The organism is Dyadobacter sp. SRI_021, from assembly GCF_057586235.1.
The window spans coordinates 552,480-578,831 of the sequence record NZ_JBYCZM010000003.1 but is presented as its reverse complement, the minus strand read 5'-3'; the positions used below and the strand labels follow the sequence as shown (position 1 = coordinate 578,831).

At 50.4% G+C, this 26,352-nt stretch carries 18 protein-coding genes; 8 read left to right on the top strand and 10 right to left on the bottom strand.

The genetic code is table 11. The features are described from left to right. Positions 1 to 58: 58 nt before the first annotated feature. The 6 genes from nadB to AC2YIT_RS11665 all read right to left on the bottom strand — a co-directional run bounded on the left by nadB (position 59) and on the right by AC2YIT_RS11665 (position 6,466). Positions 59 to 1,639, bottom strand: coding sequence for an L-aspartate oxidase (gene nadB, locus AC2YIT_RS11690; protein WP_430844843.1), 1,581 nt, complete (start codon positions 1,637 to 1,639; stop codon positions 59 to 61). 31 nt (positions 1,640 to 1,670) lie between these two features. Then, entirely contained in the window at positions 1,671 to 2,666 is a 996-nt protein-coding gene (gene nadA / locus AC2YIT_RS11685) for a quinolinate synthase NadA (protein ID WP_223402658.1), read from the bottom strand. A gap of 154 nt (positions 2,667 to 2,820) precedes the next feature. Next, entirely contained in the window at positions 2,821 to 4,242 is a 1,422-nt protein-coding gene (locus AC2YIT_RS11680) for an inorganic phosphate transporter (RefSeq protein ID WP_430844840.1), read from the bottom strand. 87 nt (positions 4,243 to 4,329) lie between these two features. Next, the gene (gene rlmN, locus AC2YIT_RS11675) at positions 4,330 to 5,382 is read right to left on the bottom strand and encodes a dual-specificity RNA methyltransferase RlmN (RefSeq protein WP_487279281.1); all 1,053 of its coding nucleotides are present in this window, start codon (positions 5,380 to 5,382) and stop codon (positions 4,330 to 4,332) included. Positions 5,383 to 5,486: 104 nt separating this feature from the next. Further along, positions 5,487 to 6,020, bottom strand: a complete 534-nt coding sequence (locus AC2YIT_RS11670) for a CvpA family protein (RefSeq protein WP_291200004.1) — start codon at positions 6,018 to 6,020, stop codon at positions 5,487 to 5,489. Next, positions 6,017 to 6,466 carry a GatB/YqeY domain-containing protein gene (locus AC2YIT_RS11665; protein ID WP_487279280.1) on the bottom strand — a complete coding sequence of 150 codons (450 nt, stop codon included), beginning with the start codon at positions 6,464 to 6,466 and terminating at the stop codon, positions 6,017 to 6,019. Before AC2YIT_RS11665 ends, AC2YIT_RS11670 begins: the two co-directional genes overlap by 4 nt. Before the next feature lie 381 nt (positions 6,467 to 6,847). On the opposite strand from AC2YIT_RS11665, the gene AC2YIT_RS11660 reads away from it, so the two are divergent. Then, on the top strand, positions 6,848 to 7,567 hold the full coding sequence (locus tag AC2YIT_RS11660; RefSeq protein ID WP_487279279.1) for a pyridoxine 5'-phosphate synthase: 720 nt from the start codon (positions 6,848 to 6,850) through the stop codon (positions 7,565 to 7,567). Positions 7,568 to 7,644: 77 nt separating this feature from the next. Here AC2YIT_RS11660 and AC2YIT_RS11655 read toward each other — a convergent pair whose 3' ends face one another. Next, complete coding sequence (locus AC2YIT_RS11655; protein WP_487279278.1) at positions 7,645 to 9,096, bottom strand: Gfo/Idh/MocA family protein; 1,452 nt, start codon at positions 9,094 to 9,096, stop codon at positions 7,645 to 7,647. 63 nt (positions 9,097 to 9,159) lie between these two features. Next, on the bottom strand, positions 9,160 to 9,465 hold the full coding sequence (locus AC2YIT_RS11650) for an SCP2 sterol-binding domain-containing protein (protein WP_430844830.1): 306 nt from the start codon (positions 9,463 to 9,465) through the stop codon (positions 9,160 to 9,162). Between the two features lie 212 nt (positions 9,466 to 9,677). Between AC2YIT_RS11650 and AC2YIT_RS11645 the strand changes: the two genes are divergently transcribed. From AC2YIT_RS11645 to AC2YIT_RS11615, 7 genes are all read left to right on the top strand, one after another. Beyond that, positions 9,678 to 10,103 carry a hypothetical protein gene (locus tag AC2YIT_RS11645; protein WP_487279277.1) on the top strand — a complete coding sequence of 142 codons (426 nt, stop codon included), beginning with the start codon at positions 9,678 to 9,680 and terminating at the stop codon, positions 10,101 to 10,103. A 138-nt stretch (positions 10,104 to 10,241) separates the two neighbouring features. Continuing rightward, complete coding sequence (locus tag AC2YIT_RS11640; protein WP_430844827.1) at positions 10,242 to 12,359, top strand: peptidylprolyl isomerase; 2,118 nt, start codon at positions 10,242 to 10,244, stop codon at positions 12,357 to 12,359. Between the two features lie 239 nt (positions 12,360 to 12,598). Next, entirely contained in the window at positions 12,599 to 13,927 is a 1,329-nt protein-coding gene (xylA, locus tag AC2YIT_RS11635; RefSeq protein WP_430844826.1) for a xylose isomerase, read from the top strand. 70 nt (positions 13,928 to 13,997) lie between these two features. After that, a complete protein-coding gene (locus AC2YIT_RS11630) occupies positions 13,998 to 15,713 on the top strand; it encodes a tetratricopeptide repeat protein (RefSeq protein WP_487279276.1) in 1,716 nt (571 codons plus the stop codon). A 239-nt stretch (positions 15,714 to 15,952) separates the two neighbouring features. Further along, positions 15,953 to 18,709: a TonB-dependent receptor gene (locus tag AC2YIT_RS11625; RefSeq protein WP_487279275.1), complete on the top strand. Its 2,757-nt coding sequence runs from the start codon at positions 15,953 to 15,955 to the stop codon at positions 18,707 to 18,709. 39 nt (positions 18,710 to 18,748) lie between these two features. After that, on the top strand, positions 18,749 to 20,011 hold the full coding sequence (locus AC2YIT_RS11620; RefSeq protein ID WP_487279274.1) for a right-handed parallel beta-helix repeat-containing protein: 1,263 nt from the start codon (positions 18,749 to 18,751) through the stop codon (positions 20,009 to 20,011). Positions 20,012 to 20,152: 141 nt separating this feature from the next. Then, positions 20,153 to 21,247 (top strand): phytase, encoded by a 1,095-nt coding sequence (locus tag AC2YIT_RS11615; RefSeq protein WP_487279273.1) that lies wholly within the window; start codon positions 20,153 to 20,155, stop codon positions 21,245 to 21,247. Between the two features lie 99 nt (positions 21,248 to 21,346). On the opposite strand, the gene AC2YIT_RS11610 is transcribed toward AC2YIT_RS11615, so the two are convergent. Together AC2YIT_RS11610 and AC2YIT_RS11605 are read right to left on the bottom strand one after the other, a co-directional pair. Then, positions 21,347 to 22,846, bottom strand: a complete 1,500-nt coding sequence (locus AC2YIT_RS11610) for a RagB/SusD family nutrient uptake outer membrane protein (RefSeq protein WP_487279272.1) — start codon at positions 22,844 to 22,846, stop codon at positions 21,347 to 21,349. A 27-nt stretch (positions 22,847 to 22,873) separates the two neighbouring features. Then, the gene (locus AC2YIT_RS11605; protein ID WP_487279271.1) at positions 22,874 to 26,341 is read right to left on the bottom strand and encodes a SusC/RagA family TonB-linked outer membrane protein; all 3,468 of its coding nucleotides are present in this window, start codon (positions 26,339 to 26,341) and stop codon (positions 22,874 to 22,876) included. Positions 26,342 to 26,352 lie beyond the last annotated feature (11 nt).

Genomic DNA, 26,352 nt, shown 5'->3' with positions numbered 1-26,352 from the left:
GCTTTAGGCTCTAAGCTGTAAGCTCTAAATTTGAGCTTTAAACTTTAAGCTTTGAACTCTAAGCATGCACATGATCGGCATTGTAATGCAGCCCGATGTTCTCGCGTCGGGCCATTGCCATTTTAATGATCAGGTAAGAAACCGAGATCATGTTCCTCAGCTCGCATATTGCCACCGATACTTTTGATTCGCGGTACAGCTGTTCGTGCTCCTGGTGCAGCAGTTCGAGGCGGTCATAGGCGCGTTTGAGACGACGATCGGTACGTACAATGCCCACATAATTGGACATGATACTATTGAGCTCCCGGGTCATTTCGGTTACCAACACCTGCTCTTCGGGATGGGTGGTGCCACTATCATCCCACTCAGGGATATTTTGCGCGATAATCGCATTTTCGAAATTGGCGATCGTACTTTCATAGGCCCGATGCCCGAAAACGACGGCTTCCAGCAGAGAGTTGGAAGCAAGGCGGTTGGAGCCGTGTAACCCCGTACAGGCGCACTCCCCTACCGCGTATAAAAATTCGATATTGGTCTTTCCCCATTCGTTCACGCGCACGCCCCCGCACATATAGTGCTGCGCAGGCACCACGGGAATCATATCCTTTCGCACATCGACGCCCTGTTGCAGGCAATATTCGGTGATGTTTGGGAAATGCTCGAGAAACTTCTCGTAATCGCAATGCCGGACATCGAGGTAGACATGGTCGACCCCGTTTTTCTTCATTTCGGAGTCGATAGCGCGGGCCACAATGTCGCGGGGTGCCAGCGAAAGACGGCTGTCATAGTTTTCCATGAATGTGCTGCCGTCCGCTCTTTTCAATATCCCTCCAAAACCGCGAACCGCCTCCGAAATCAGAAAAGACGGCTTCTGGCCGGGCTGGTAAAAGCTCGTGGGGTGAAACTGGATGAATTCCATATTATCGCAGATGCCCTTTGCGCGATACGCCATGGCAATGCCGTCGCCGGTTGCGATGGTAGGATTGGTAGTACTTTGATAAATATTGCCGATACCGCCGGTAGCGAGCAATGTCGTTTTAGCCAGAAACTTCTCCACTTCTCCCGTCTGGCGGTTGAGCACATAAGCGCCGAAGCATTTGATATCTTCACGGTAGCGATATACCGTTTCGCCCAGATGGTGCTGGGTGATCAGTTCTACCGCGTAGTAATGCGTGAAAATCTGGATGCTTTCATGGCGGTTTACCTCTTCCAGCAATGCGCGCTCGATTTCCGCCCCTGTAATGTCCTTGAAATGCAGAATGCGGTGGTCGGAATGCCCGCCTTCTTTTGCGAGGTCGTATTCACCTCCCTTTTCCTTATCAAAACGTGTTCCATAGTCGATGAGCTCCTGGATACGCTCCGGCGCCTCGCGCACAACGATTTCCACGATATTCCTCTTATTAACCTCATCCCCGGCATCCATCGTGTCCTGAATATGCTTTTCAAACGAATCGGACTCCGCCCATACTACCGCAATGCCTCCCTGGGCATATTTGGTATTGGTTTCATCGGCCTGAACCTTGGTGATCACGGCAATGGACACTTCCTGTTTCAGTTCATCGAAATGGCGGGCTAGTTTGGCTGCATAGCTAAGTCCGGCAATTCCCGAACCGATAATCAGAAAATCAAATTGGGGCATAATTTCAGGAATAGGGTTTTTATATCGGGTGTCAGATACCTTTGCTCAATTCCAGCATGCGTGCTACGGAATCATATGCTTTCAGGCGGATATCCTCAGGCACAAAGATTTCCGGCTGCTCATACAGGAGCGCATTGTAGACCTTTTCGAGGGTATTCATTTTCATATAAGGGCATTCGGAGCAAGCGCAGGTGTTGTTATCTGAGCCGGGAGCCGGAATCAGCTTCTTATCAGGCACCGATTGCTTCATTTTATGCAAAATGCCTGCCTCGGTAGCGACGATAAACTTGTCGTGGCTCGATTCCTTAACGAATTTCAGAAGGCCGGTCGTAGAGCTTACGAAATCCGCCTGTTTCAGAATATCTTCCTTGCATTCCGGATGGGCTATCAGCAATGCATCCGGATTCTCGGCGCGAAGCTGCGCGAGTTTTTCTCTTGAAATATCAATGTGTACAATACAGGCCCCATCCCAAAGCACCATATCACGACCGGTTTTATGGGCTACGTAACGGCCCAGGTTCGCATCCGGTGCGAAAATGATCTTCTGATCTTTTGGCAGACTTTCCACGATCTGCAATGCATTCGAAGAAGTACAAACGATATCGGTGAGCGCTTTGATCTCCGCGGAGCAGTTGATGTAGCTAATCACGATATGATCCGGATATTGCGCTTTGAATGCGGCGAACTTATCGGCCGGCGCAGAATCCGCCAGCGAGCAGCCTGCATTGAGGTCGGGGATTACTACCTTTTTATTCGGACTAAGGATCTTTGCCGTTTCGCCCATGAAGTGCACGCCGCAGAAAACGATCATGTCGGCATCTGTAGCGGCCGCCTGCTGTGAAAGGCCGAGGCTGTCGCCGATGTAGTCGGCCAGGTCCTGGATTTCCCCATCCACATAATAATGCGCGAGAATAACCGCGTTCTTTTCTTTTTTCAGGCGGTTGATCTCCGCCACCAGATCGATATCTTCCGCGATCGCCTCCGTCACATAACCGTAGCGGTTAACCTGCGCTTCAATTGTAGTCATTATGGTGAATAATTGGCTTTTACTTAATACTAAAATCCATGCCGAATTTACGATATTAAACCAATGAAAAGCAAAGAAAGTGCGGCCGCCACGCTAAAACAAAAGCCGCCGGGACCGTTCCCGGCGGCTTTTTATACCTTTAAAATAGGAACTTTTACAATATCCAGCGGAAAAAAGCGTACAGCGTTCCCGCCAGCAACATGGTTACAGGCAATGTCAAAACCCACGCAATCACGATATTACGAATCGTGCCACCTTGCAGGTTTTTTACCCCTTTGCTGGCCACCATCGAGCCCGCAATACCGGACGAAAGTACGTGCGTGGTACTTACCGGGAGTCCCAGGTAAGACGACACCCCTATTGTACTCGCCGCTACTAATTCGGCGGAAGCACCTTGAGCGTAAGTCAAATGCTGCTTTCCGATTTTCTCCCCGATCGTCACCACGATCCGCTTCCAGCCGACCATTGTTCCAAGGCCAAGAGAGAGTGAAATCATCAGGATAACCCAATCCGGCGCGTAGTCGGTGTATCTTCTGATACCGTGCTCGCTGCCCGATTGCTTTTTCAGGAATGCGAGGTCAGTTGCACTCAAGTTCGCGTTCCCATTATCCAGAATCGTCTTGATATTACGGCTCACCAGCAACAAAGAGCGACGCGCCTCCATACGCTGCTCTTTCGGCAAGCGGTGCTCAGGCAACGGATTGTTGATCTGTGCCTGCAAATGTGTCAGCTCGGCTTTAATGGTATACAAATGTGCACGGTCGGAGATCGACAGGCGGGATGAATCGATGCTGTTCACAGCCCGCTCGATGCCAACGAGGTCGGCTTTCATTCCGACCGGGTCTTTGGAATTATCCAATGCGAAATGCGCCGGCACTATACCGATCAGGATGAGCATTACAAGTCCTACCCCTTTCTGGCCATCGTTGGAGCCGTGGAAGAAACTTACCAAAGTACAGGTAGTGATCAGAATGGCACGGATCCAGATCGGCGGTGCCTCGTTTTTCTTAGGTTCGCTGAAAACAATCTCGCGGAGCGGTTTGGACAGCGATCTTCTCAGAATAAACATAATAATGATCGCAAGCGCGAAACCGAAGATCGGTGAGGTCAGCAGCGACATAAACAACTCTTGTGCTTTCGACCAGTTCACGCCGGTGCCCTGTGTATTTTCAGGCATTAATGTAAATGCAAGACCCACGCCGAGGATCGAACCGATGAGTGTGTGCGAGCTGGAACTCGGCAAGCCGAAATACCAGGTACCCAGGTTCCAGATAATGGCGCTGAAAAGCAGTGCAAACACCATCGCTGCACTATGGTAGACATTCTGATCGATCAGCAATTCCACCGGGAGCAGGTTCACGATACCCATGGCCACGGCGATACCACCAAAAAATACGCCGCAGAAGTTCATGAAACCCGACCATATTACCGCCACATTCGGTTTCAGGGAGTTGGTATAAATAACCGTCGCCACCGCGTTGGCAGTGTCATGGAAACCATTAACAAATTCGAATGCGCAGGCCGCTAAAATACTAAACGCGAGGAGGATGAAAATGTCGGTTTCAAGACCAAACATAAAAGAAGTTGATAGGTTGAATTATTGACGCAAAACTACTTATAAACCGCCGACCCAATGTTAAGAAATTGTTAAGTCAGGTTAATCTCAGTTTGTTTCTTTGTTAGCCAGCTGCCCGCAAGCGGCATCGATATCTTTGCCTCTACTCCTCCTCACATGCACCGAAACCCCTCTATCTTCCAGGAAAGCGGCAAATTTATCCAACCGGTCGGCCTCCGTATTTTTGAAATCAGCTTCGGCGATCGGGTTATATTCAATGATGTTCACCCGGGCCGGGACACGCTTGCAAAACTCCCAAAGCTCTTTGGCGTCCTGCAGGGTATCGTTGAAATTATTGAAAACAATGTATTCGAAAGTAATGCGGTTGCCCGTCTTCTTATAAAAATAGTTCAAAGCCTCAGCCAAATTATCCAGCGAGTTCGACTCGTTGATCGGCATGATCTGGTTACGCTTTTCATCATTCGCCGCGTGCAGCGACAATGCGAGGCGGAACCGCACTTCATCGTCGGCCAGCTTCTTGATCATCTTCGCGATACCCGCCGTGGACACGGTAATGCGCTTGGGCGACATATTGAGTCCTTCCGGCGAGGTGATGTATTCGATGGATTGGAGTACGTTGGTATAGTTGAGCAACGGCTCGCCCATTCCCATATATACAATGTTGGTTAAAGGCGCATTGAAAGTATTTTCGGCCTGACGTGCGATGGCTACCACCTGGTCGTAGATTTCCCCGGCTTCGAGGTTGCGCTTGCGGTCCATATAGCCCGTCGCGCAGAACTTGCACGTGAGGGAGCATCCCACCTGGCTGCTCACGCAGGCGGTCATGCGGTCGGCAGCGGGTATGAGCACGCCTTCCACGAGATTACCGTCAAAAAGTTTGAATGCGGATTTGATCGTACCGTCGTTGCTGTGCTGTTTTTTGGCAACATCGAGCGAGTGGATCACGAAATGCTCGTTCATCAGCTGGCGCGTGGCGAGCGAGAGGTTGGTCATTTCGTCGAATGAATGGGCCGATTTCTTCCAGATCCATTCATATATCTGTTTTGCCCTGAAAGCTTTCTCTCCGTGTTCGGTCATCCAGGTTTTGATCTGGTCGACATTGAGTTTACGGATGTCCTGCTTTTGCTGTATCGTGGTCATTTTCTGCTATAATCTGTCAAACACACAGGGCATTCAACTGTAATTTTCTGCAAAGGTACTGAATGTCAATGATGAAAGCTTAACCCGGGTCGAAATTCGAAAGTTCAATCTTCGAGGTAATCGCGTTTCCATTCGCGAATAATATCGGTGCCTTTGGGCATGAGCGACAGTCCTTTGGTAATCACCGTGGGGGCTACGGGCACCACAAGCGGGTACAAATAGGTATCATCGGTGCGGTGCGCGGGAATTTTCACGCCGATGGCATCTACCAGCCAGAAAAACACGCTGATCCCGAAAACCCATGTAAAAACACCCACCATGGCGCCGGCAAAACTGTCGAAAGTACCCAGAATAGAGTACCGCAGCGACCGCCGGATGGTGTAGCCGAATTGGTTTAATAAAAATATAGTAGGAAAGAAAATCGCCGAAAAACCCACATATGGCAGAATTTTCCGTGCGACGCCCTCACTGAAATACGGCGTGAGGACCTCCATCCCCAAGCCCAGGAATTTGAAACCCAAAACCATGGCTACCACCATGCCCAAAATCCCGATGATCTCGATCAACAGGCCTTTGCGGTAACCATGTAATGCGCCCCATAGCAGGGGAAGAAGGATGAGAACATCCAGTAACTTCATGCGAGCAGTGCCTTAACCAGCGTGGAAATGACACGCCCGTCGGCCTGGCCGGCGAGTTCTTTGGTAGCTACGCCCATGACCTTGCCCATATCCGAAGGCCCGGCGGCACCCACGCGTGCGATGATGTCCTGTAATTTGGCCTTCACTTCGTCCTCCGTCAATTGCTTGGGTAAGAACTGCTCAATTACCGCCAATTCCGCCTCTTCTTTTTCCAAAAGGTCCGCGCGGCCTTGCGTTTTGTAGATATCGGCAGACTCGCGGCGTTGCTTCGCGGCTTTTGTTAAAAGTTTCAGCTCGTCGTCAGCCGATAGTTCTCCGCTGGTACCGCCTTTGGTTTCTTCCAACAAAATCAATGATTTGATCGCGCGTAATGCACGCAGTGTATCCTGGTCTTTGGCACGCATCGCGTCCTTTATGCCGGATTCTACTTGGGATTTTAGTGACATCGTTAACTAATTTTGAATGATTGAATGATTGAATGACTGAATGATTGAATTTTGAATGAGTGAATGAGCGAATATTGTCAGTATTAGTCAGGCATTGTCATTCGGTCATTTGTTGTTTGTTATATTGATTTTGGCCAAAAATTAGCTTTAAAAGTGTTTTTAAGCACTCAAATGCTAAATTTGTAACAGACCGGCAAAGTTAGTGATTCACTTGAAAACTCATCTCTAAGAATCAAAACTCACACTTCGCTCCCACGACCTGATTGCACAACCATGACTCACTGGCCATACCTGACAACACTTGACATACTACCCACGCACTCATTCACTCATTCACTCATTCACTCATTCAATCATTCAGTCATTCAACATTAAAGTACCATGACCCGTCTAAGCGTCAACATCAACAAGATCGCCACCCTTCGCAATTCCCGTGGCGGTGACAATCCCAATGTATTGAAAGTAGCGCTGGACTGCGAGCGGTTCGGGGCGCAGGGCATTACCGTACACCCCAGGCCCGATGAACGGCACATCCGTTACCAGGATGTGTACGACCTCCGCGAATTCGTTACGACCGAGTTCAACATCGAAGGTAATCCGTCGGAAAAGAAATTTGTGGAATTGGTATTGGCCAATAAGCCTGACCAGGTAACGCTGGTTCCCGATGCATTGGGCGCGATTACTTCCAACGCCGGCTGGGATACGATCACCCACCGCGCACAACTTACCGATCTCGTCAGCACATTTAAATCGGCCGGAATCCGCGTTTCCGTTTTTGTGGATCCGGATGAAGAAATGGTGGAAGGGGCCAAAATCTGCGGCGCCGATCGCGTGGAGCTTTACACCGAACCTTTCGCAGCCGGCTACTTTGAAAACCGTCAGAAAGCGGTGTTACCGTTTATCAAAGCGGCTGAAAAAGCCAGGGAAGTCGGATTAGGCCTGAATGCCGGCCACGACCTTAGCCTTGATAATTTGCATTTTCTCAAACAAAGCATTCCCTGGCTGGATGAAGTTTCTATCGGCCACGCATTGATTTGCGATGCATTATATATAGGATTGGAGAATACGATCCAGATGTATTTACGGGAACTGGAACTTTAATGTGAGCTGGCACGAAGCTCTTGCTTCGTGCTGGCAAATAGCGTGTGCGAAGCAAGAGCTTCGCACCACCCGTATTTTTACCACCCCGTGCGATATTCCCGTTTCACAAACTGGTTCGCCACATCAAAGTTGGTGATCTTCATATTGGCCCCATCCCACATCAGCCGCTGGCGGCCCGGGAATGTAAAACCTTTGCCATCCACCTTCGCCTCGCGGTGCAGGTACGAACGCACAGCCAGGTTCCCCATGAGCACAATCTCCGTCAGCGGCCCCGACTGGTCGAATGAAGAGCTTGTATAAGCGCCATATCCCTTTTTACAGGCCTGCACAAACTGCTGTTGGTGCCCCTGCCAGCCACCTTGCACCAATGCGCGCGGCTTGGTGGCTATCCGCACGTTCGCGAATTTCTGCTCCGGCCATAGCCGCGGATTTTCACCAAACATTTCAGCACTGATAATGCCTTTTGTACCTATAAATAAGATGCCGCCGTCGACACTGCCAAAAACGGCTTTGTAGTCACAGCCGTCGGGCAGTTGCGGACGCATTCCGCCATCGTACCAGTTCAGGTTAATTTCTTTGCCGGGTATTTTCGAAGGGAATTTCAAATGGATGCTCGCAGAAGGCGGAGCTACATCGTCGAAGAATGCCTGCTGGAAGAAATCGGTGTATACCGAACCCACGCTACATTCCACAGAGGTTGGGTAACCGAGTTTCAATGCACGAAAAGGCACATCCAGGAAGTGGCAGCCCATATCGCCCAATGCACCGGTGCCAAAATCCCAGTACCCACGCCAGCGGAACGGCATATATGCTTCGTGGTAATCGCGTTTCGGGGCGGTACCGAGCCACAAATCCCAGTCAACGCCCGGCGGAACGGGTTGCGATTCGCCTTTATCTTTCGGAGATTTCACCCCTTGTGGCCATACAGGGCGGTCGGTCCACACTTCAATAGTATGCACATCGCCGATCGCACCCGACTGCACGAGCGCTTCTGTGTTGCGTGTACCGTCGCTGCTGCTTCCCTGGTTGCCCATTTGGGTTACCACCTTGTATTTCCTGGCAGCTTCGGTGAGCATTCGCGCTTCCCAGATGTCTTTCGTTAATGGTTTTTCGACATAAACATGTTTCCCCAGCTCCATCGCGGCAATGGCGACGGGGTAATGCATATGATCGGGCGTGGTAACGATGACGGCGTCGAACGTCTTCGCCTCCTGCTCGAACATCTTGCGGAAGTCCTTATAATAAGGTGCGTTGGGGAACTGCTTGCGGTACTTTTCTGATTGCCGGTCGTCGACGTCGCAAAGCGCGACGATGTTCTCCGTACCATTATTGTAAGCCTGTTTGATATTGAAGTCGGCCTTGCCGCCGCAGCCTACTGCGGCGATATTGAGCTTGTCGCTCGGAGGGGTGAAGCCCCGCCCCAGTACGTGCCGCGGGACGATCATAAAACCGCCAGCCGCCAATGCACCGGCTTTGATAAAATTCCTTCTTTTGGTAGTATTTCCGGATGCCTTTTCGTGGTTTTCCATGCCTGCGCGATCGTTTATTGAAAACTGATGGTATCCAGAAAAAAAGGCACCCGGCCTGAAAGCCTACTTCCGGCGACCGAAGGTTTCTGCGATCTTCATCGCAACGCCCATGTCGCCGTCTATTTTCAATTTCCCGGTCATAAGCGCCATCATCGCGTTCAGGTCGCCGTCAATCAGTTTCAATGCATTTTTCACCGAAACTTCGAACGTACAATCTGCCTCGGCATCTTTGTTGGAGACGCTGTTGGGTACGGATTTACCATCGACAAACAGGACTCCTTCGTCGGTCACAAATTTGGCTGTGGCATCCAGTCCGCTATCGGTCCCCAGGATATTTGCAATGCGTTCAGTCAAAATTTGAAGGCTCATAGGTACTGTTTGTTAGAAAGTTTGAGTTTTTATTGGATTAAAAAATGACAAATGTAGGCCGACGGGAAGAATATTCAAATGCCTTTGGTGTTTTCACCGAAAACGGCAAATTTTACATCCTTCATCAGAAAACCTGCTGATCTGTTATTAACTGAATGAGTGCACCTGTGAATCGCCCCACGTTCCTTACGATTTTGTGTTTTCTTACTTTCATGAGTGCTGTTTCGGGCCTCTGGACCCAATCGGAAAGGCTCTGGAACCCGGGCATTACCGCCGACAAAACCCGAGAAACGTTTGAAGCTGTCCGTGAAAACCTCGAACGTCAGGGCAATACCGCCGAAGCGAAGACGATGGACAAGATGTTTGAAGCTGTAATTGAGCAAACTACCGCCGAGAATATCAAAACCGGCGCCATCATCATGCTTATTTTTGAATCGCTTTCGCTGTATGCAGCCTACCTGATGTGGAATTTGCAACGGAGAGGATACTACCTCTACCTGGGCGGCATGGCCGTTGCATTTGCAGCGCCTTTGCTGATGATCGGCGGCTGGATGGGCGTCATTACCGCCATGGCTGGCGTATTTTTCAGCATTTTCATGGCGATCCTCTACGCTTTCAATCTGAAACACATGTATTAAGCCCCCCAAAACGTCCTCTTGCTATCTCCGGTGCGCCGCGTAACGTCCGGATGTTACCAATAATTGTAAATACGGATGTAAGCTCTTGCATTCCATCAAGAAAACTTTTTATTTTGCGCACTAATTTGAATCGAGAAAATGGCTTTAATTAACAAAATCAGAGAAAAATCCGGGATAGCCGTCACGGTTATCGCTATCAGTTTAATTCTTTTTATGGTTGGAGGCGATTTGCTGGGCCCTAATTCCCTCTTGGGCGGCAACAACAACCAGATCGTGGGAGAGATTGCCGGGAAAGAAATTAATATCAAAGATTTTCAAAGCCGGGTGGACGGATTTCGTCAGAACTATGAGGCACAATCGGGCCGCAGCCTGAACGAAGGCGAGTTGGCTGGTCTGAGAGATCAGGCGTGGAACCAGTTCGTGGTGGACATCGCTTACAAAAAGCAATACGACAAACTGGGACTGACGGTAACCGACGAAGAACTGTACGACATGGTACAGGGTAACCACATCAGCCCATCGATTTTGCAAGCATTTTCAGATCCTACCACCGGCCGTTTCGACAAAAACGCGGTGATCAACTACCTGAAGAACCTCAAAACCCTTCCTTTGGAACAACAAAAGTCCTGGGAGAATTTTGAAAAGAGCCTTCGCGAAGAACGTACCCGTACCAAATACGAGAATATGCTTCGCCTCTCGACCTACACTCCGAAAGCACAAGCTGAGAAAGAGTACGTAGCGCAAAATACCAAAGCCAATCTCCGCTACCTGTATGTACCCTATTTCTCGGTTGTAGATACTACAATTAAAGTAACTGACGCACAGCTGCAAGATTATCTGAACGCGCACAAAAAAGAATACAAAGGAACCGACACCCGTTCGATCGAGTATGTAACGTTCCCGGTTCAGCCTGCGAAAGACGATAGTGCTGCATTGTATACCGAAATCAAAGAACTCGCACGCGGCCTCGCAACCGCACAGAGCGACTCTGCATTTGCTGCAATGAACAGCGACATTCCGGTGCCGATCAACCAGTCGTACGCTACGATGAGCGACCAGTTGAAAGAGGCCGTGAAAACATTCGTTCCCGGTGGTGTTTACGGACCTTACCGCGAAGGCAATACCTATTATATCTACAAATACGGCGGAACCCGCTCCGATACCGTTTCATCTGCAAAAGCAAGCCACATCCTGATCCGCGCTGAAAACCAGTCGGACTCTGCCAAAGCGGCTGCCCGCGTTAAAGCGGAAGGCATTCTGGCGCAGATCAAAGCGGGTGCTAACTTCGAGGCACTGGCTGCTACCTCCAGCGCAGATCCCGGCTCGGCACAACGCGGCGGCGACCTGGGTTATTTCCAGAACAACGGTGCGATGGTAAAGCCGTTTGAAGAAGCTGTTTTTTCCGCAACCGCTCCCGGCCTGATCCCACGTTTGGTAGAAAGTCAGTTCGGTTTCCACATTATTAAAGTAACTGCTCCGAAATCAAATACCCTGTACCGCATCGCTACCATCGGTAAGACCATTGCACCAAGCCAGGCTACCCGTGACGAAGCTTACAGAAAAGCCGACGAATTCGCCAACTCGGTAAAAAGCCGCGAGCAATTCGAAGAAGCCGTTAAGAAAAACAAAGCATTGGTACTCGCGAATGCAAACCGCATTCCCGAATCGGCAACCAATATCAATGCCATCCAGAATGCACGCGAAATCGTAAGATGGGCATTCAAAGAAGATACCAAGCCTTCGTCAGTATCACCCGTTTTCGAAACGGAAGAACAATATGTTGTAGCTGTTCTGACAGGCAAATCGGATGCGAAAGATGTGAAAGTGGATGATTTCCGCGACGAACTGACTACCAAAGTGCGCAACCAGATCAAAGCAGAACAAATCACTGCGAAGCTGAAAGGCGCAACCGGATCGCTTGAAGATATCGCAAAAAAATATGGTGCAGGTGCATTGGTTGAATCAGCGAACGATATCTCTCTCGCAACCGGCTTCCTGACCAGCGCAGGTTTCGACCCTATCGCACTTGGAAAAGCATTCGGTTTGAAAGCCGGACAGAAATCAGGTGTTTTCACCGGCGAAAATGGAGTGTTCATCATGGAGCTGTTAAGCAAGACAGATGCGCCTAAGATCGCTGACTTTACCCAGTACAAAACGCAGCTGACCCAATCATTGGAAAGCCGCATGTCGTACCTGGTGAACGAAGCCATCCGCGAAAACGCGAAAATCGAAGACCACCGCGCGAAGTTCTTCTGATCACAGAACCGCTTAAAAACTCACCGGGAGAGGAGCAGAAATTAAATCTGCTCCTCTTTTTTATGGGTGCTGCAAATTTTTCAGAAAAAAGTGATAGTATTGCAGTATGAAATGTCAATTTTACACTTATTAATTAAAATAGGGTAAAAAGGAGGATGGAAGGAAGGGAGGAAGCTGTTCTCCCGCAACTACATCAGCCGGTTTGTTTAAGCATTAGAAAAACGATTAACTACATTACAATGAGCATTCTACTCGGAGAACAGGAGTATTTTAAGGGTATCGGAAAGATCTCTTTCGAAGGCCCGGAAACCGACAACCCACTGGCTTACCGCTGGTACGATGAAAACCGCGTGATCGCCGGCAAGACGATGAAAGACCATTTGCGCTTCGCAGTGGCTTACTGGCATACGTTCTGCGGCGCTGGTCTGGATCCATTCGGCGGACCTACACTCTTTTACCCATGGGACAAAAAACCAGATGCCGTAGACCGCGCCAAAGACAAAGCGGATGCAGCATTCGAATTCATCACCAAGCTGGGCCTTCCTTACTACTGCTTCCACGATGTAGACGTAGTGGATTACGCCGACGACGTGCGTACCAACGAAAAGCGCCTGCAGGCCCTGACTGCTTATTTGGGTGAGAAACAAAAAGCATCGGGTGTGAAACTCCTTTGGGGAACTGCCAATCTTTTCGGTCACCACCGCTATATGAACGGTGCTTCCACGAACCCTGACTTCGACGTAGTTGCTCACGCAGGTGCGCAGGTGAAGATGGCTCTGGATGCTACTATTGCATTAGGGGGCGAAAACTACGTATTCTGGGGAGGTCGTGAAGGTTATATGAGCCTTTTGAATACCGACATGAAACGCGAGCAGGAGCATTTCGCACAAATGCTGAAGATATCGGTAGCCTATGCCCGTGCGAATGGTTTCAAAGGTAAGTTCTTCATCGAGCCGAAGCCTTGTGAGCCTACCAAGCACCAGTACGACTACGATGCGGCAACTGTGATCGGCTTCCTTCGCCAGCACGACCTGTTGGCCGATTTCAGCCTGAACCTCGAAGTGAACCACGCGACACTGGCAGGCCACACTTTCGAGCACGAATTGCAGGTAGCTGCCGATGCAGGCATCCTGGGATCGATCGACGCTAACCGCGGTGATTACCAGAATGGCTGGGATACCGACCAGTTCCCGAATGACATCGCCGAGTGGACCCGCGCATTGCTCGTGATCCTGAACGCAGGCGGTCTGCAAGGCGGTGGTATCAACTTCGACGCAAAACGTCGCCGCAACTCAACCGATGTGGATGATGTATTCCACGCGCACATCGGCGGAATCGACACCGTAGCACGTGCATTAGTAATTGCTGACAAGATTATCCAGAATGGAGATTACGACAAGATCCGCAAGAACCGTTACGCAAGCTTCGACAGCGGTAAAGGCGCCGATTTCGAAAAAGGTGCTTTGAAACTGGAAGATCTGTTTGAACTGGCTGCTACCAAAGGCGAACCGGCGACAACTTCGGGCAAGCAGGAATACCTCGAAAACCTGATCAACCGGTTCATCTGAGACTAACGCAATGTTACCTCAATATTAATTTTCAAAAGCCATTGATGTATTTCAATGGCTTTTGGCATTCATGCAGGCACGTCGCCGTAACTTGCGTGAAATTAACCCAGCGCTTTCTGCCATGCATACCGGCCGCGCCAAGAAGCATTCTCCCTCTCCTATCCTGCCCCGCATTACCCTGGTTGCGGCATGGATCATCTCGATATCCTGCTTATTTATCCAAACAACATTTGCCCAGGAGCCTGAACATACCATTCCCGCAAGTCCGCAAAACTCCGATTCTCTGCTGATCGGCTTGAAAGCGGATTATCATTCGGCCATCAGGAAGAACAATGACGTGGAAGCTGCGGGCTATTTGCAGCAGATTGGGCGGCTGCTTTTCATTTCGGGGCATTACCCGCAGTCGCTCGACTATTTGCTGCAAGCCGAGAAGCTATTCCGTAATAAGGATCAGCAAAAAATGCTGGCCGCGAACCTGAATATGCTAGGCGAGCTCTATTACCGCACCCGCAGGCCGCAACTGGCCCGGAAACAGTTCGACGAAGCATTGACCATCTACCAAAATCTCGGCCTGGAATCGGGTAAGGCAGAGATTTACGGGCGCATCGGTCACCTTTATGAAAAGCGCGAAATGTACGACAGCGCCTTCCATTTCCAGCGTAAAGCCCTGCAATCCTACCAGCTCGACCGTCACACCGACGGCGCCGCGAAGATTTACGAAAACATCGGCAGCATTTACGAAGACCTCGAAAAATACGATTCGGCCTATTTCTATTTCAACAAAGCTTATACGCTCAACGCGCAGACTCATAATGCGCGGGCGCAGGTAGAAGTCGTGAATAACCTGGGCGACGTGCTGCGGAAAACCGGCCGGTTCCGCGAAGGTTTGGTTTATAGTATTCAAAGTCTGAAACTCGCCCAAACCAGCGGTGAGCGCTACCAGATTTCGAGCGCTTACAATGATATTTCCAAAGCCTATAACCTCCTCGCCCGCAACGACAGTGCATTCCACTACCTCACGCTGAGCCGCAGTCTGCTCAATGACATTTACTCCGAGGAAAGCAACAAACAGCTCGCATTACTGCAAACGCTGTATGAAATAGAGAAGAAGGACAACGAAATTGAACAGCTGACGCAGGCGCGGCGCATCGATACGCTTATCTCCATTGCAACAGGCATTGTGGTGGTATTGATTATCGTCGTGGCGGCATTGATCATCAGCCGGCAGCGCCTCAAAATCCGGAACGAGCAGAAGCTCCACGCGCAGCACAAGCAGGTATACGAAGCGCAAAAGCAACTGATGGAGGTTGAATTAAAAAACAAAAAACTCGAAGAAGAGCACCTCAAACAACAGCTCGAAACCAAAACACAGGAACTAAGCAGCTACACCTTGCACGTAATCCGCAAAAATCAACTGCTGGAAGACCTGCGTGCGAAGCTCGATGAAATGATTAAAGACGATAAGCGCGACCAGCGGAAACAGATTAAAGCACTGTCCGAACAAATCGGTGAAGGCTTGCAGGACAACCAGCATTGGGAAGAGTTTAGGGGGATATTTGAGCAGGTACACCAATCGTTTTTCGACCGCCTCCAACAGCAAACCGGCCCGCTCACCGCCAACGACCTCCGGCTGATCGCATTGATCAAAATGAACCTTACTTCTGCCGATATTGCCACGCTCCTCGGCATCTCGCAGGACAGCCTGCGCGTGATCCGCCATCGCCTCCGTAAGAAACTCAACCTCGCGGCAGGCGACAATCTTTCGGCCTATATCCAGTCCATTTAGCCAATTCACAATTTCTTAACAGTGCGGTAATGCAATCATAATGCCACAAGCCAGGGACTTAAACCACTGGCTATTAGGTCGTTACTTTGCGAAACAGCCCATTGTTGCCTTCTTGTAACGCTTCGAAACGGGCTGTTGCCCTTTTGTTAACGGGGCTGATTTGGATCACTGAATTTGTTCTGCACACCTTCGCATCGCCAAAAACACAACTGCCGACTGCCGACAACAACGTTGATGCGATGATCCGTTACAGTATACAAATCCTCCTGCTTCTATGCACATTCACCAGCCTCCGTGCCGGGACGCTGAAAGGCAAGCTCCTTGAAGCGGCCACCGGCGAACCTGCATTGGGCGTCGTGATCTCCATCGAGGGCACCAACCTGCACGATATTTCAGGACTCGACGGTTCATTCTCGATTCCTAACCTGCAAAAGGGCTCCTACCGCCTCAATATCCGCCACATTTCCTATGCACCCATACAAAGGGAATTTGCGGTCAACGGGAATGAGGTTATTCAAATGAATCTTTCGCTCGAAGCCGCTGCGGGTCTCAAACTTGAAGAAGTGGCCGTCACCGGCAAGCGCGACGGCGCGAGCGACAATACTGCCCGCTTTATGGAGCGCAATGCGAGCCAGGTTATGAATATCGTTTCAGGCAAAACCATCCAGATTTCCCCCGACCTCACCGTTGCGAACGTAATCCAGCGCATTTCGGGGATTTCCATCGAGCGCAACAGTAACGGCGACGGTCAACATGCGATCCTTAGAGGGATGGACAAACGCTACAATTACACACTCGTAAATGGCGTAAAAATCCCGAGCCCGGATAACAAATACCGTTACGTTCCGCTGGATATTTTCCCTTCCGACCTCCTCGACCGTCTGGAAGTGTACAAGGCCCTCACACCTGCCATGGAAGGCGACGCAATCGGTGGTGCGGTGAATATGGTCATGAAAGATGCTCCCGATAAGTTTACATTCTCCGCCAATGTTTCCACCGGCTATAATGAGCTATTTATGGACCGCAAATTCATGGGTTATGATTTCAGAAGCATTCAATCCAAATCACCCTATGAGCGGAACGGCAACCTGTACAATGCCACTCCGGCCGATTTTTCGACTGCCGCCGTCAATTACAAACTCAAAACACCTGCACCTAACCTGCTAGGCAGCATTGCGGTAGGCAACCGCTTCGCGCACGACAAGCTCGGTATTTTGCTCGCCGGTAGTTACCAGAATACCCACCGGGGCAGCAACAGCCTCTTCTTCGATTCGGAAGCGGTGGATACCCTGCGCGGTGAAGCGCTCACAAAAATGAGCGAACGCCGGTATTCGGAGCAACAGATCCGCTACGGGCTGCATTCGAAAATAGATTATCGTATCAATGAGAAGCATAAAATCCAATTCTATAATGCATTCGTGAACCTGACCAACGTGCAGGTCAGGGATGTGAAAGCCACCCAGTTAACCATCGGGGGCTACGATCCCGCAGCAGGTAATGCGACCCTGAGCTACTCCACCCGCTCGCGACTGACCAGACAACAGATATTCAACAGCACATTGCAAGGTAAGCATCCGTTGGCAGATGCACTCGCATTACAATGGTCGGCGGTGTATTCCAAAGCCACCAACGAGGTTCCCGACAATGTAACTGTCCCGCTGATCGGGGCGATGCAGAACTTCCAGGAAAGAAAAACAACCGTCGGTGATGCGTCGCGGCGCTGGGAGCACAATTCCGATCAGGACCTGTCGGCCTACCTCAATTTAACCTACCATACAACCATCGGCTCCACACAGATAGAATGGATCGCAGGCGGCTTGTTCCGCGACAAAACACGCTCCAATTTTTACAACAACTACCAGCTCCGCCCGGCCGACCCATTTGCAGAATACGGAAAGGATTTCACCGACTACACGCAGATCCGCTGGACGATCCAGAACCCACGTGGCTCGGTAGCGAGCGCATTGAATTACGATGCCACCGAGCAGATCAAAGCAGGTTTTGTGCAGGCCAAAGCCGAAACCAAGAACCTGCAAATACTTGGCGGCGTGCGTGTGGAAAATACCGACCAGGGCTATTCAATGCTCTTTCCGATTGGAGAAGACCGTCCTGACGGCAAGCAGCAATACACCGACGTGTTACCCAGCCTGCATATCAAATACAAACCGGAAGACCATGTCAACCTCCGTGCCTCGTACTTCCGTTCCATTAACCGTCCGGGCTTCTTCGAGATCGTGCCCTACCGCATTGTAAACGAGGAATACCAGGAACGCGGTAACCCCGACCTGAAACGTGCCATTGCCGATAACATCGACTTGCGCTACGAGCTCTTCCCGCGTGCTTCGGAGCAGTTTATGGTGGGTGCTTTTTATAAAATGATTAAAGACCCAATCGAATACACCCTCCAACGCGACGCTATCCGCGGACAGGACATTTACTATTCTCCCGGCAATTTCGGAAATGCGAAAAACTACGGCCTCGAAATCGACTATATCAAATACGTAAAGCAGTTCGGGATCAAAGCCAACTACACCTATACGCATTCGCGCATTACCACACCCAAGTCCAGGCGCATACGTAACGAGAGCGGCGATCTTGAAACCATCAATGGGCAGCAAACCCGGCCGCTCTACGGACAGTCGGCGCATGTGGCCAACCTTTCGATACTCTACAAAAACCAGGAGAACGGCATCGATGCACAACTGGCGGGTGGCTACACGGGCGATCGCATCAACACCGTTTCGCAGTTCCTCGACAACGACCTCTGGCAAAAAGGCTTCATTCAAATGGATGCCTCTGTGGAAAAAACCTTCCGCAATGGCCTCGGTGTGTTCCTGAAAGCCAACAACCTGCTCGACACACCTATGGAAGTTTATATGAAGAATACCAATACCGCCAATGCCAAAATCCCGAACCAGGATTTGAAAGGCAAAACGCTCATTCGCCGCGACCGCTACCAGCGTTCCTACCTGCTGGGTGTACGACACAAGTTTTAATCCGTCATCAAAATTTTTAATCTCATGAACCAATCCAAAATGAAACAGCTATTCATGCTTTCAGCCTTCGCCGCATTCCTGATCACCGGTTGCAGCGACGACAAAGACGAGCCCACACCCTTGAATCCTCAACCTACCGAACAATCCGTAACCGGCGAAGTTTCCGGTACCTGGACCAAAGGCAATACTTACAAAGTGACCGGCCACATTCAAATTCCGGAAGGCAAGTCACTGACTATCGAGGAAGGCGTAACCGTACTTTTCAGCGACTCGGTGATCAAACCGGAAGTAGTTGTAAAAGGAAATCTTTACAGCTTGGGAACAGCAGCTGCGCCCGTCAAATTCACCGTGCCTGATGCCTGGAAAACCGCCGGTAACCAATTCGGTAACCTGTGGGGTGGATTGATCGCCGGCCCCAGCTCGGCTGAATTCGTATTGAGCAACACCATTCTTGAATATGGCGGCGCTGTTACGACGGAAGAATCGCCGTCGGTAAAGGCAGGTTTGTATAAAGCCGAAGCCGGCGAACACGTGCCGGTTATTTACTATCCCAATGTGAATGGTAAACTCGTGGTAGTGAGCAGCATTATCCGCAATTTCAATGAAGATGGCTTCTACATCGAAGGCGGAAAGGTGATCATTGCCAACAATACCTTCAATACGACCGGTGTATCGGGCGGCGATGCGATCAATATCAAGTCGGGCGTGCAGGCCGATGTCTCTTTCAATGTAGTTTACAGCCCTAACACCAATGCACTGAAACTTTCAAACTCCGGCGACCGCTCTCCCCAGGCTTATATTGTCGGGTATAACAACACGATCATCAATGCAGGTTGGAGAAGGCCCACCACCAAGGGCGGCTCTATCTGGCTCGAAAAAGGCGTTCGTGCAGACCTTTACAATAACCTGCTCGCCAACGACCGCTTCGGTATCAAGAAGGAAAATGTAGCTAAATCGGTAGACGACCGTTCGGTGATCAGCAACACATTATATTATGGTGCTACCGAAGAGGGTGTGAAGCAATTCCAACCGTCGGTTGAGATCCTGAAAGGCGCTAACGACCTGATTTCGGCCAAAGTGGGCGACAACGATCCCAAATTTGTGAACTACCCGTTGACCACCGACAGCAAAAACGCCACTTTCAACACAGCCTGGGATTTTCACCTGCAAGCCGGTTCACCAGCACTGGGCAAAGGTAAAGCGAGCTTTACACGCTTGTATGCCGAGGGTCTCGTGATCAACGGCGTGACTTATAAATCGCCCGCACCGGCCGACTATATCGGTGCGTTTGGTACCAAGTAATCTCTTCTACATAAGTGTATCAAACATAACGGCAATGTCATGTTGAGCGGAGTCGAATCATCTTGCGTGATGCCTTCGACTCCGCTCAGGCTAACATATCATGCCTCTATACACGGAGTAACATCCTTTATTCCAACACCAGTGAAAGCATTCATAATCCCGGCCATTTCCGGCCTGGCCGCATTGGCTATTACCTGCCAGTCCACCCAAAACGCCCCCATCCATTCCGCCAAAGCCGATCCGGCCAGCGCGGTCATCCAGCCGGTTTTCATTACCGACACCGTCGCCCATGATACCGACGATCCCGCGATATGGATTAATCCCGCCGATCCTTCCAGGAGCCTCATTATCGGCACCGACAAAGACCAGGACGGCGGATTGTACGTATTCGACCTGCAAGGCAAAATGCAGCGCGAAAAAACCGTGACCGGCCTGAAACGCCCGGATAATGTAGATATCGAATACGGTCTCATGCTGGCTGGCAAACCGGCGGATATCGCCATTACCACCGAGCGTTTTACACACAAGCTCCGCATTTACAGTGTGCCCGACATGAAGTCGATCGACAATGAAGGAATAGAGGTTTTTGTAGGGGAAACCGGCGAGAATGCCCGCGATTTGATGGGCATAGCACTTTATAAGAACAAAACTGGGAAGATATATGCCATCGTCGGCCGCAAATCGGGGCCTACTGATGGGACCTACCTGTGGCAGTACCTGCTGGAAGACAACGGCAAAGGCGGTATAAAGGCATCGCTCGTCCGCAAGTTCGGCCAGTACAGTGGCTTGAAGGAGATCGAAGCGATTGCTGTCGACGACCAACTGGGTTATGTGTATTATTCCGATGAAGGCAAAGGCGTCCGCAAATACTACGCCGATCCTGAAAGAGGTAATGAAGAGCTGGCGCTTTTCGCTACCAGTGGCTTTACCGAAGATCATGAGGGCATTTCCATTTACCAACTCACCGACAGCACCGGCTATATCCTTGTGTCGGATCAGGGCGCCAACAGCTTCCAGATCTTTCCGAGAGAAGGTACGTCCGGTAAACCGCATGATCACCCGCTTTTAAGGAAGGTCACAGTTCAAGCCAGCCATAGCGACGGCTCCGATATCGTTTCGATCCCCCTCAATGCCCATTTTCGCAACGGCCTGTTCGTAGCGATGAGCGATGACAAGACTTTCCACCTCTACCGCTGGGAAGACATTGCCGGAAAGCATTTGAAATCAATTAAATAAGCAAAGTCTTACAGCATAAAAAACCACCGGAAACCTCCGGTGGTTTTCATATTACTATCTACTATTAAACTTACTGAGTTTAATGATTAACCTGTTCTGCTAATATCCTGCGTTCTGTTTCAGATTCGTATTGTTACGTATTTCCGGCGTAGGAATAGGGAATAGCAACTCGCGTTCGGTCAAAGTAGGACCGTAAGAGAATTTGTGACCTACGTAGTTATCAAACTTCTTCGTAGTCACATTATACGCCTTCCGCAAACGTACCATATCGAACCAGGTGATATTCTCGAAGCACAGCTCATGCCAGCGCTCTGCCCACACAGCCTCGCGGAATGTGTCTTTGGTGAGCCCCGCAAGTGCAGGCAGCTGCGCCCGTGTACGAATTGCATTCACTGCTTCATACGCTTTCGCCGACGGCCCTCCTACCTCGTTGGCTGCTTCCGCATACATCAGAAGCACATCTGCATAGCGGATTACAGGCCAATTCAAATCACTGTTGGCAGTGCTTGTTTGGGCTACGTTATCAAAGTGTTTGTAGATAAAATAGCCGCCGAGATCCACTTCCTTGTTGCGATCGCTTTCATTAGTGAATTTGGTAAAGAAAAATTGCTTCTCTTTCGCGCGAAGGTCGCCTGTCTCGAAAGACTTCACGAAGTCGCCGGTTGCGTAAATACCGCCGGTTTCATCGGAGTAAGCCGAGATATTTTTGTTGTAAGGAATAATGGAAACCTGCCAGTTCGACGGGATCAGCTGGGTTTTGTACTGGATCATGAAGATATTCTCTTCGATGTTCTTCTTGGCGGGATTATGCAGGTCGTCGTAAGAAGTGAAGAGTTTGAATGCTTTCGAGTCAATTACCTCTTCTGCTTTTTTAGCGGCCAGATCATAATAGGCGGCGCCTTTTTGCAAAGGGTAGCCCGCCATGGTAAGATACACTTTCGCCAGCAACGATTTCACCGCGCCGAGCGTCACCTTACCGCTGTTTTCGGTCATGGGGAGGCCGGATGCCTCAGCTGCCTTCAAGTCTTCCACGATCTGGTTGTAAACCGCTTCAGGGGTCGCAGCCGAGGGGCGCAACTGATCGGATTGTAAGTTCACAGGCTGCGTCACGAGCGGGATGTTGCCGAACATCTGCACGAGCTGGAAATAATAGAACGCCCGGAGGAAATAAGCCTCGCCGAGCACCTTCTTCATTTCGGCAGCATCCATGGTAATGCCCGGTATTTTCGCCAGCGAGAGGTTAGCGCCTGCAATGCCCTTGTAATATTGCGTCCAGTAGGTTTGTCCGTAGCCATTATCAGAAGTATTCCGTAGATCTTTGATAAAATAGCTGTTCACTGCCTGGCCGAGATCGGTTCCGGCCAAACCAGTCGCGAATTCGGGCATCATCCACGCACCTCCCCCGAAGCCGCTGCTCATAGGTTCACGTAACGGCGCGTAAATCGCATTGACGGAGCTCCTCGCATGCGCGGGCTGCGTGAAGTAGTTTTCTTCTGTGAAGTTACTCGGATCCGACTCATCCAGGAAGTCTGAGCAACTTGTTGCCCCAAATAAGCTCAGCATCGCGAGCAAACCGATTTTCTTTGATATGATTGTCATTGTTACTTTCGGTAAGAGTCAATATTGTTATAAACCGATGTTCAGGCCGAGCATGAATACTCTTGGCTTCGGATAGTCATACAAACCAAATCCCTGGTCGAACGGCGATCCGGAGTTGGAAACCTCAGGGTCATAACCTTTGTATTTGGTCGCTACAAAGAAGTTCTGAACGGATGCATAAGCTCTCAGGCGTTCCAGTTTCATTTTCGAAGCAATGTGCGACGGGAACACATAGGCGAGCAACAGGTTGCGGCCGCGGATAAACGACGCGTCGGTTACCTTGTGGCTGTCGTTGTTGGTCGTATAGTAAGCATTGATAGGGCGGATCTGCGCAATCGGCGTATTCTGGTTGGTCTCTGTCCACGCATTCAACACGGTTTTGTAGCTGTTCGCAATTCCCTGGCGGTCCTCAGCAGAGTGGATACTTCTGTCGAGCACATCGTTGCCGTACATGTATTGCAAGTCCACCGTCAGCGACCACTGTTTGTAGGTGAATGTGTTCAGGAATGTACCGAAGCCATCAGGAATACCTTTACCGATGATCGTGCGGTCATTATCGTTAATTGTACCGTCATTATTCAAATCCGCGTATTTCACGTCGCCGGGCAACATATTGTATTTTTTAGCCTGTTCCGCTTCTGCTGTCGACCAGGTACCCTGATGCACACGTCCGAACATGGACCCTACCGGCTCGCCCACACGGATCACCGTCGCACCCGAGAAAATGTCGCTACCGCCCGAGAGCGCCAATACCTTGTTTTTGTTCACAGAAATATTGAATGTAGTGCTCCAAGAGAAGTCCCCCGCCTTGATATTGGTAGAGTTGATTGCGAATTCGACACCCTTGTTCTCCATGCTGCCGATGTTCGTGAAGATGCTCGTGTAACCACTGCTCAATGGAAGTGGCGCATCCAGCAACATTTTATTCACCTTTCTGCGGTACAGATCCAGTTCCAGGTTGACACGGTTCTGAAATAAGCCCAATTCTACACCGAAATCCACTTGCTGTGTTTTCTCCCATTGCAGGTTAGAGTTCGACATCCTGCCTACGCCGATACCGATGTTACGCGTCCCTCCGAAGATCACGTCGCTGCTCGCCAAGCCTGCCAATGCGCGATATGCCGGGATTTCCGAGTTACCGGTTGCACCATAGCTGGCTCGGATTTTCAGGTTGGAGATAGTTGGTGAATTTTTCAGGAACTCCTCTTCATTCACACGCCAGGCAAGCGCTGCCGACGGGAAAAATGCATAGCGGTTGGCATCCCCGAATTTCGACGAACCATCGATACGGCCTGTGAATGTTACGAGGTATTTGTTCATCAGGCTATAATTAATCCGGGCAAAATAGGAGTTCAGACCGTACGCCGTAGCGGCCGAGCTCGGGGCCAATGCCGTTGCACCGGCACCCAGATTATTGAACTGAAAATAGGTATCTGTAAAGTTCTGGCTGCGGGCAGTGTTATCGAAACGATCCACATGCTGCCACGACAAACCAAGCATGGCATTGATTGAATGGATTTTGCCGAAGTCTTTGAAATACGTCAGATAATTCTCGAACTGCCATGAGTTAAACCGGCTGCTGCTTACCGACGCATCACCATTGCTGGAGATGTATTGAAGCCCGGCAGCTGCGAAGTAATCATTGCGCTGGTTGATCACGTTCGCACCCACGGTTGAGCGTAGTTCCAGTCCGTCGGCGAGACGAATGTTGGCATACATATTACCCAGCATGGTTTGTGTTTTGAGGTAATAAAGGCGCTCAGCTGCTACACGAAGCGGGCTGTCGCCTCCCTCCATGCCGGGATAGTCTCGGTTACTGGCCCATTTACCATCCGGATATTTCACCGGAATGATCGGCAATGCTTCCAGCACCTGACGCATGGTCGTGATACCACCACCGCCCAGCTGGTCGATTTGCTTCTCATTCTGATCGGTATAACCGAGCGTACCACCTACTTTCAGCCAGCTTTTGATTTGTGAATCAAATACAAAACGGCCTGCGAAACGTTTCTGCCACGAATCCTTGACGATACCATCCTCGTTGCGGTAGTTAAGGAACGCGCCGAAGCTGCCTTTTTCGTTACCGCCCGTGAAACCCAGTTGATGGTTTTGAGTAAATGCTTTCTGGAAAGTCTCTTTCTGCCAATCGGTGTCGTATAATGGGTTGCCGTTCGAATCGAAAAGCAATGGATTAGTCCGTTTCAGCTTTGGATCGGTGTATTTGGTACCGGTAGCCCAGCCGACGGGGTCATACTTGGCTGCATTGGCGTAAATGGTTTCCTCCACTTGCAAAAACTCTTTTGAATTCAAAACAGGCAGTTTCCTGGGTGCGACACCAATGCTAAAATCGGTATCGTAAGTCACCTTTCCTCCGCCAGCTGAACCTCGCTTGGTCGTAACGAGGATCACCCCGTTGGCACCGCGTGCACCGTATATCGCAGTGGATGATGCGTCCTTCAAAACTTCTATGGACGCAATGTCGTTCGGGTTAAGGTAATCGATCGGTGTACTACCGTTGGCAAGTTCCACCGCATTCAGGATCACCCCATCGATCACGTAAAGAGGGTTGTTGGAAACACTGATAGAGCTGGCTCCGCGAATACGTATGTTGGCGCGACCACCCGGGCGTCCCGAGTTGGACGACACGTTTACCCCGGTAATGCGGCCGGAAAGTCCCTGGTTCAATGAAGAAGCCGGGCGTTCCTGCAAAACTTCGGCTTTGAGGGTACCGACCGCACCGGTAAGATCCGACTTTTTAACAGTACCATAACCTACTACCACTACTTCTTCCAATGCGTTCTCGTCCGGGGCCATTTTCACTGTAAACGTCGACTGGTTTCCCACCGTCACCTCCTGCGATTTGTAGCCCACAAAACTGAAAACAAGCACCGGCTGGCCGCCATCCGGGATGTCCAGGCTGAAATCACCCGCGGCACCTGTGGAGGTTCCGCGCTGAGTGCCTTTCAGGACCACGCTCACACCCGGAAGCGAAGCCCCTTTTTCGTCCGAAACCGTTCCCTTCACGGTCCTGTCAACTGCGACCTGGGTTACCTGTGCCGGTGCGGTCAGGTTTTCCTGCGTCATCTGCCCCTCCGGCAGTGCCATCGCCTCTTCCTTGCTTTCCCTCACCGGCATCGCTTCCTTTGCTTTGCCTTCGGTTATAACAAATGTGTTCTTTCTTGTCTTTTTATATTTCAAGCCGTTCTGCCTCAGCAGCATATCCAGGTTTTTCTCTATGGACTGGTTGAAATCCAGGTTGCTGGAAGCTACGTTCACGGAGCCTACCAATCGATCCTCGAAAATGATTTCTACCCCGTAATGTCTCTGAAGATCGAGCAAAACATTTTTAAGCTTCATCTCCTGACCGAGCGAAGTATGCTGCTTGGCCGGCATCGACGCAAAGGCAATGACCTGTGAATGCACGACCCGGGAGGATTGTGTCATCAACACAATCCCGATCGCCACCCATTGCTTGGCTGATAGCGTTAAATTCATAATCAAGTGGT

What these genes read in the sequence shown, in the direction of transcription:
- nadB (WP_430844843.1), bottom strand. Translation starts at nt 1,639, where the DNA reads ATGCCCCAATTTGATTTTCTGATTATCGGTTCGGGAATTGCCGGACTT.
- nadA (WP_223402658.1), bottom strand. Translation starts at nt 2,666, where the DNA reads ATGACTACAATTGAAGCGCAGGTTAACCGCTACGGTTATGTGACGGAG.
- AC2YIT_RS11680 (WP_430844840.1), bottom strand. Translation starts at nt 4,242, where the DNA reads ATGTTTGGTCTTGAAACCGACATTTTCATCCTCCTCGCGTTTAGTATT.
- rlmN (WP_487279281.1), bottom strand. Translation starts at nt 5,382, where the DNA reads ATGACCACGATACAGCAAAAGCAGGACATCCGTAAACTCAATGTCGAC.
- AC2YIT_RS11670 (WP_291200004.1), bottom strand. Translation starts at nt 6,020, where the DNA reads ATGAAGTTACTGGATGTTCTCATCCTTCTTCCCCTGCTATGGGGCGCA.
- AC2YIT_RS11665 (WP_487279280.1), bottom strand. Translation starts at nt 6,466, where the DNA reads ATGTCACTAAAATCCCAAGTAGAATCCGGCATAAAGGACGCGATGCGT.
- AC2YIT_RS11660 (WP_487279279.1), top strand. Translation starts at nt 6,848, where the DNA reads ATGACCCGTCTAAGCGTCAACATCAACAAGATCGCCACCCTTCGCAAT.
- AC2YIT_RS11655 (WP_487279278.1), bottom strand. Translation starts at nt 9,096, where the DNA reads ATGGAAAACCACGAAAAGGCATCCGGAAATACTACCAAAAGAAGGAAT.
- AC2YIT_RS11650 (WP_430844830.1), bottom strand. Translation starts at nt 9,465, where the DNA reads ATGAGCCTTCAAATTTTGACTGAACGCATTGCAAATATCCTGGGGACC.
- AC2YIT_RS11645 (WP_487279277.1), top strand. Translation starts at nt 9,678, where the DNA reads ATGAGTGCTGTTTCGGGCCTCTGGACCCAATCGGAAAGGCTCTGGAAC.
- AC2YIT_RS11640 (WP_430844827.1), top strand. Translation starts at nt 10,242, where the DNA reads ATGGCTTTAATTAACAAAATCAGAGAAAAATCCGGGATAGCCGTCACG.
- xylA (WP_430844826.1), top strand. Translation starts at nt 12,599, where the DNA reads ATGAGCATTCTACTCGGAGAACAGGAGTATTTTAAGGGTATCGGAAAG.
- AC2YIT_RS11630 (WP_487279276.1), top strand. Translation starts at nt 13,998, where the DNA reads ATGCAGGCACGTCGCCGTAACTTGCGTGAAATTAACCCAGCGCTTTCT.
- AC2YIT_RS11625 (WP_487279275.1), top strand. Translation starts at nt 15,953, where the DNA reads ATGATCCGTTACAGTATACAAATCCTCCTGCTTCTATGCACATTCACC.
- AC2YIT_RS11620 (WP_487279274.1), top strand. Translation starts at nt 18,749, where the DNA reads ATGAAACAGCTATTCATGCTTTCAGCCTTCGCCGCATTCCTGATCACC.
- AC2YIT_RS11610 (WP_487279272.1), bottom strand. Translation starts at nt 22,846, where the DNA reads ATGACAATCATATCAAAGAAAATCGGTTTGCTCGCGATGCTGAGCTTA.
- AC2YIT_RS11605 (WP_487279271.1), bottom strand. Translation starts at nt 26,341, where the DNA reads ATGAATTTAACGCTATCAGCCAAGCAATGGGTGGCGATCGGGATTGTG.